Raw genomic sequence first — 6412 nt, 5'->3', positions numbered from 1 at the left:
GCAAACGCCACAACCAGGCCGTCATCGCGCTCGCCAGACGCCGCATCAACGTCGTCTGGGCAATGCTCACCACGCGCCAGCCCTTCACGGAGAACTTCAAAAGCGCAGCTTGACTTACGCATTAGGCTACACCTCCCGGAGCGGGCGAGCGCGCGATGTCGCCGGCGTTTTTCACCGCCTCGCGCAGCACCGCGTCGCGCGGGCCGAAGGCGGCGGCCGCCCCTTGGTTCATCACCAGAAGCAGGTCGCATTCCCGAATCGCCGCCGGCCGGTGCGCCATGATGAAGACCGAGGCCCCGCGCGCCTTCGCGGTGCGGATCGCGGTGTTGAGCGCGATCGACCCGTCGTTGTCGAGGTTCGAGTTCGGCTCGTCCAGGATCAGCAGCATCGGGTCGCCATACAGAGCCCGCGCCAGGCCGATCCGCTGGATCTGGCCGCCCGAAAGCTGGCTGCCCATCGTGGCGACCCGGGTGTCGTAGCCGTTCGGCAGTTTCAGGATCATCTCGTGCGCCGCCGCGGCCCGGGCGGCGGCGACGATCGCCGCGGCATCGGCCCCCGGTTGCAGGCGGGCGATGTTCTCGGCGATGGTGCCGTCGAACAGCGTCACCCGCTGCGGCAGGTAGCCGATGTAGCTGCCCAGCCGGTCCGGGTCGTACTGGTCGAGCGTCGCGCCATCCAGCCGGATGCGCCCCGCCGCCGGCGGCCAGGCCCCGGTCAGCGCCCGCGCCAGCGACGACTTGCCCGAGCCGGACGGCCCGATCACCCCCAGCGCCTTGCCCGGCGGCAAGGTGAAGGTAAGGTTGCGCAACACCGGCGCGCTGCCGCCCGGTGGGACCACGGTGAGGGCCTGCACCTCGACCAGCGCCCTGGGGCGCGGGAGTTCGGTCCGGCCGGCGACCGGCGGCGCCTTGACCAGCAGGTCGGCCAGCCGAAGCCGCGCCTGCCGGGCCCGTGTCACCACCGCCCACTGGCCAACGGCCTGCTCAAGCGGTTGCAGCGCCCGGCCCATCAGCACCGAGGCGGCGATCATGGCGCCGGCCGACAGTTCCTCCTGCAGGATAAGCCAGGCGGCAAGGCCCAGCATCGCCGATTGCAGGAACAGCCGGAACGTCTTGATCAGCACCGAATAGCGCCCCGATGCGTCCGAGGCGCGCAAGCCTTCGTCCAGCGCCAGGTCGCGGCGCGCCTTCAGCCGGGCAAAGCCGGCCCCGGTCATGCCCAGCGATTGCACCAGTTCGGATTCCTGCTTCAGGTTCTCTGCCTGGCGTTCGGCCGCCATGCTCGCATGGTTGGCCGCGTGCAGCGGGCCCACGGTCGCCCGCTGGTTCAGCCAGCTGAGTCCGACGATCACCAGCCCGCCGGCCACGGCCAGCCAGCCCAGCCAGGGATGGAAGACGAAGATCACCGCGACGAAGAGCGGAGCCCAGGGCGCGTCGAAGATCGCCAGCGCCACGGGCGAGGCCCAGAACCGGGCCAGCGCGTCAAGGTCGCGCTGCGCGGCCTGGGCGGCCGGATCCTGCGGAGCGACGGTCAGCCGGCGGAAGGCGGCCGACAGCACGCGCGGATCCAGCCGTTCCTGCAACCGCGCGCCAACCCGGGCCATGATCCGCCCGCGCGCGTAATCGATAATGCCCATGACCAGGAACAGGAACGCCATCAGGATCGACAGCGCCAGAAGTGTCTCTTCCGACCGCGAGACGAGGACGCGGTCGTAGACCTGCAACATGTAGAGGGGCGCGGTCAGCATCAGGACGTTGACGAGGGCCGAGAACAGGAATGCCGTCGCGAAGGCCTGCCGCGAGGCCGCCTGGGCGGCGGAAAGTTCGGCGGACCCGGGCCTTGCTTCGGCGATCTGGATCGCAGGTTCCGACATCGGTCTTCCCTTGGCGTCTTCCTGCCACAGGCAACGCCAGAGCCACGTTTGACCGTTGTCATGGTCAGGACGGGGACTTATGCCTTGGCCTGCGGCCAGCGAAGACTAGTCTTTGCGGCGTCAAGGCCGGACAGTAGAGGCATGGGTCTGAACATTTCATTTATTTCCGGAAAGGTCCTGCCGATTTCGGCCGTGGTAGTTTCGGCTGGCCTGTTTCTGGGCGCCTGCGCGGCCCCGTCTGGCCCGGATGCGATAAATGACCCGTTCGAGTCGGCGAACCGCAAAGTGCATGGCTTCAACAAGGCGGTGGATCGCACCTTGGTCGGCCCTGCGTCAAAAGGCGTCGGCATCGTCCCCGAACCGGTCAAGCAAGGCATCGGTAACCTGGCCGAAACCCTGAGCCTGCCCGGCGACATCGCCAACAACCTCTTGCAGTTGCGCCTGGGCGATGCTGCGCAGAACACTCTGCGGCTTGGCGTGAACCTGACCTTCGGCGTGGCGGGACTGTTCGATCCCTCCACAGCCATCGGGCTGGATGGCAAACCCACCGATTTCGGCGAGACGCTGCATGTCTGGGGGGTGGGAGAGGGACCCTACCTTGAATTGCCGCTGGCCGGCCCGTCCACCGCCCGCGACACAGTGGGCATGGTCGTCGATATCGTCTTGGACCCCGTCGCCAACGCCCTGCCCATGCGCGAGGCCAATGCAACGCGCATCATCCGCCTCATTTCACGCCTTGGTGATCGCGACCGCTTCTCGGCCACGGTGGATTCCATCCTATATGAAAGCGCGGATAGCTATGCCCAGGCGCGGCTTCTCTACCTTCAGAACCGGCGTTTCCATCTGGCGCGGGGCAAGGCGGCGGGCGGTGCGGAAGGTGCTGGCGACGACGCATTCATCGATCCCTACGAGGACCCCTATGCCGAATGACATCACACTCTCGCGCCGCGGCTTTGCCGCAAGTCTCGCCGCTGCCGCCGCAGTGCTCGCGCTGCCCGGTCCGGCTCTGGCGCTGACGGCCGAAGCGGCCAAGGGGCTGGTCGACAAGACGGTCGGCGACGTGAACTCGATCATCAATTCGGGCAAGTCCGAAAGCGCGATGCTGAAGGATTTCGAGCAGCTCTTCGCCCGCTATGCCGATGTGCCCACCATCGCGCGCTCGGTCCTGGGCACCGCGGCGCGCTCGGCCTCGAAGGCGCAGCTGTCGGCCTATACCAGCGCCTTCCAGGGCTACATCAGCCGCAAATACGGCCGGCGATTCCGCGAATTCCAGGGCGGCAGGATCGAGGTAGCCGAGGCCCGGGCGGTGAAAAGCTACTACGAGGTCGTCTCGACCGCGAAGCTGAAGGGCCAGGCGCCCTTCGAGGTGCGCTGGCACGTCAGCGACAAGTCGGGCAAGAGCCTGTTCTTCAACATCATCATCGAGGGCGTGAACATGCTGGCCTCCGAGCGCACCGAGATGGGCGCGCTGCTGGACCAGCGCAAGGGCGACCTCGACCGGCTGATCGCCGATCTGCGCACGCTTTAGACCGAGGCTCCTCGTTCGACTTCGTCTCCTCGTCGCGGGCGCCCCCCGCGCGAGGAGCGCCGAAGGCGACGACGAGCCCTCCTGAAGTGGTGCCGTGTCTCAGTTCCCGCCCAGAAGATCGTTGATCCGGCTGGCAAGATCGTCGTTCACCGGGCCTTCCATGACGGCGCCCGCCGGCGGGGCGCCGTCGTAGATCGGCACGCTCTCGCCGGTCACCGGATCCTCGTAGAACTCGCCGTTGAAGACCGGGGCGTTCGGATCGTCGAAATAGGGCACGTCCTCGGCGCTGACCGCGCCTTCGTTCGCGCCCTCGCCGATCGGCGCGTAGCTTGAATCGGGGATCTCCTTGATCAGCGGCTTCGGCGGGACGCCCTCGTTGATCCGCACCATGACCTCGTGCCAGATCTCGGCCGGCAGGCCGCCGCCGGTGACGCCGGTCAGCGGGCGGTTGTCGTCATAGCCCATCCAGACCCCCACCACATAATCGGCGGTGAAGCCCACGAACCAGGCATCGCGCGCGCTTTGTGTGGTGCCGGTCTTGCCGGCGGCCTCGCGGTCCTTCAGCCGGGCCCGGGTGCCGGTGCCGCCGTTCAGGACCTCGGTCATCATGTAGGTCAGCGCATGGGCGGCCTTCTCGGAGATCACCCGCTCGCCGATGCCGCCGCCGGCGCCGAACAGGGGTTCGTCCATCCCCTTCAGCTTCAGCGCCTGCAGTCCGAAGGGCGTGACCGCCGAGCCGCCGTTCAGGATGCCCGCGAAGGCGCCGGTCATGTCGATCAGCGTCGATTCCGACACCCCCAGAGCAAGCGCCGGGCCGTTGGCGAAGTTCTGCGCCAGGCCGAAATCGGTGGCGACCTGCTTCACCAGGTCGCGGCCCACCGCCTCGCTGACCCGCACCGCCGGGATGTTGCGGCTTTCGGCGAGCGCCTGGGTCAGGGTGATCGTGCCCTTGAACTTGCGGTCGTAGTTCTGCGGGCACCAGTCGCCCGAGCCCGGCGTGTAGATGCACATCGGGCTGTCCTCGACGTAGTCCATCGGGCTGTAGCCGAGGTCCATCGCCACGGCATAGACGAAGGGCTTGAAGGTCGATCCGGTCTGCCGCAGCGCCTGGGTCGCGCGGTTGAAGTCGCCCGCGTTCGGCACGTTGCGCCCGCCGACCATGGCCCGTACCGCGCCGTCCGAACTCATCACCACGATGGCCGCCTGGGCCTCGGACCCGGCCTTGACCTTGTTTTCGAACACCCATTTCAGCGCCTCTTCCGCCTTGCGCTGGATGTCGGGGTCGAGAGTGGTCTCGATGATGACATCCTCGGTCGTGTCGCGGGCGAGGTAGTCGGGCGTCGTCTCCATCACCCAGTCGGCGAAATAGCCGCCGGCGCGCTGCTTGGCGGCCTTCGACAGCACCGCAGGCTTGGCCCGCGCCTCGTCGGCCTGGGCCTTGGTGAGATAGCCCTGCTCCTCCATCAGCCCGATGACCACATTTGCCCGGTTCTGTGCCCGCTCCAGGCTGGCAGTCGGGGCATAGGTCGAGGGTGCCTTCAGAAGCCCCGCCAGCATCGCCGCCTCGGCCGCGCTGACCTCCTTGGCGGACTTGCCGAAATAGCGCTGCGCCGCGGCCTCGAATCCCCGCGCGCCCGCCCCCAGATAGGCGCGGTTGAAGTAGATCGTCAGGATCTCTTCCTTGGAATATTTCGCCTCCATCGCCATGGCGAAGGGCACTTCCTTCAGCTTGCGCCAGATGCCGCCCTTGCGGCAGTCCTTCTCGTAGTCAGCCTCGGACTTCCAGACATTCGGGTCCCACTTCACTCCGAGGCACAGAAGCTTGGCCGTCTGCTGGGTGATGGTCGAACCGCCGTTGCCCTCGAACGGGCCGCGGCCTTCCGACAGGTTGATGCGGATGGCGCTGGCGATGCCGCGCGGAGAGATCCCGAAATGCCAGTAGAAGCGCTTGTCCTCGGTCGCCACCACGGCGTCGTGCAGGAACTTCGACACGCTGTCCGCCGTCACCATGCCGCCGAAGGTCTCGCCCCGCCAGGCGAAGACCTCGCCGTTGCGGTCCAGCATGGTGACCGACCCGCGGGCACGGCCGTCCACCAGGGCCTCCATCTCGGGCAGCTGGGCGTAGAAATAGGCGACGATGCCGGCGTAGACCAGGACGCCGATCGCGGTGATCCGCCAGGTCAGGCCCCAGATCGCCCGCCAGATCGCCAGGAACAGGCCCATGACCAGCCCGTGCTTCCGCGCAGGCCGGGACGACCGCGCCCGCCGGCGCGGGGCTTTCGGCGGCGCGGGCTGCTTCGGTCCGCCCGAACCCGCACCCGCCTTGGGCGCAGCATATCTCTTGTCGGCGACAAGGGGGCCGCGCCCCCGGTTTCCAGCTGCCATGCCTGCTCTGCCAATCGCTGCCTTGGGCCGTTCCAGCCCGTTTGACCGGCACATTATCCCGGATTTGCCGGAATGCGAAGTCGGGCAAGCCACGATTCGCATTCCGTCGCCGCCCAATAATTGTGCGCCAATCCGAATAAGTGCAAAAATTGTGCACCGCGGCCCGGAACGCCCCTTCTCATCCTCGGCTGTTTCTTGTGCGCACGCAGCATTCCCCTGCCTGATGACCGGTGAAGGTCCCACCCCTGGGTGCCTGCAACAGACAGAGGGGAAGAACGTGAAGCTCATCATTGCAGCAATCAAGCCGTTCAAGCTCGAGGAGGTCCGCGAGGCGCTGACCGCAATCGGCGTGCGCGGGATGATGGTGACCGAGATCAAGGGGTTCGGCAGCCAGTCCGGCCACACCGAGATCTACCGCGGGGCGGAATATGCCGTGAACTTCGTGCCGAAGGTCCGGCTGGAGATCGTGGTCTCGGACGCGCTGGCCGACCAGGTGGTGGCCACCATCCAGAAGACGGCGAAGACCGACAAGATCGGCGACGGAAAGATCTTCGTCCTGGACGTTGAACATGCCGTGCGGGTGCGCACCGGCGAAACCGATGACGACGCGCTGTGATCGGCGGGGA

The 6412-nt window shown here is 67.2% G+C and carries 5 protein-coding genes; 3 read left to right on the top strand and 2 right to left on the bottom strand.

Going from position 1 to position 6412, the window contains the following annotated elements:
- Positions 1–121: 121 nt before the first annotated feature.
- Positions 122–1873, bottom strand: coding sequence for a type I secretion system permease/ATPase (locus tag ACK4IU_RS18135; protein WP_409738108.1), 1752 nt, complete (start codon positions 1871–1873; stop codon positions 122–124).
- Between the two features lie 141 nt (positions 1874–2014).
- On the opposite strand from ACK4IU_RS18135, the gene ACK4IU_RS18130 reads away from it, so the two are divergent.
- Both ACK4IU_RS18130 and ACK4IU_RS18125 read left to right on the top strand, forming a co-directional pair.
- On the top strand, positions 2015–2803 hold the full coding sequence (locus ACK4IU_RS18130; protein ID WP_409738105.1) for a VacJ family lipoprotein: 789 nt from the start codon (positions 2015–2017) through the stop codon (positions 2801–2803).
- A complete protein-coding gene (locus ACK4IU_RS18125) occupies positions 2793–3401 on the top strand; it encodes a phospholipid-binding protein MlaC (RefSeq protein ID WP_409738102.1) in 609 nt (202 codons plus the stop codon). Before ACK4IU_RS18130 ends, ACK4IU_RS18125 begins: the two co-directional genes overlap by 11 nt.
- Positions 3402–3500: 99 nt before the next feature.
- Here ACK4IU_RS18125 and ACK4IU_RS18120 read toward each other — a convergent pair whose 3' ends face one another.
- Positions 3501–5786, bottom strand: a complete 2286-nt coding sequence (locus tag ACK4IU_RS18120; protein WP_409738099.1) for a transglycosylase domain-containing protein — start codon at positions 5784–5786, stop codon at positions 3501–3503.
- 277 nt (positions 5787–6063) lie between these two features.
- Here ACK4IU_RS18120 and ACK4IU_RS18115 point away from each other — a divergent pair, with 277 nt between their 5' ends.
- Entirely contained in the window at positions 6064–6402 is a 339-nt protein-coding gene (locus tag ACK4IU_RS18115) for a P-II family nitrogen regulator (protein ID WP_149589273.1), read from the top strand.
- Positions 6403–6412 lie beyond the last annotated feature (10 nt).

The sequence above is a fragment of the Tabrizicola flagellatus genome, assembly GCF_046295235.1.
Taxonomy (GTDB): domain Bacteria; phylum Pseudomonadota; class Alphaproteobacteria; order Rhodobacterales; family Rhodobacteraceae; genus Tabrizicola; species Tabrizicola flagellata_A.
Note: the sequence above shows the minus strand (reverse complement) of the source record. Positions and strands in the feature narration are given on the sequence as shown.

What these genes read in the sequence shown, in the direction of transcription:
- ACK4IU_RS18130 (WP_409738105.1), top strand. Translation starts at nt 2,015, where the DNA reads ATGGGTCTGAACATTTCATTTATTTCCGGAAAGGTCCTGCCGATTTCG.
- ACK4IU_RS18125 (WP_409738102.1), top strand. Translation starts at nt 2,793, where the DNA reads ATGCCGAATGACATCACACTCTCGCGCCGCGGCTTTGCCGCAAGTCTC.
- ACK4IU_RS18120 (WP_409738099.1), bottom strand. Translation starts at nt 5,786, where the DNA reads ATGGCAGCTGGAAACCGGGGGCGCGGCCCCCTTGTCGCCGACAAGAGA.
- ACK4IU_RS18135 (WP_409738108.1), bottom strand. Translation starts at nt 1,873, where the DNA reads ATGTCGGAACCTGCGATCCAGATCGCCGAAGCAAGGCCCGGGTCCGCC.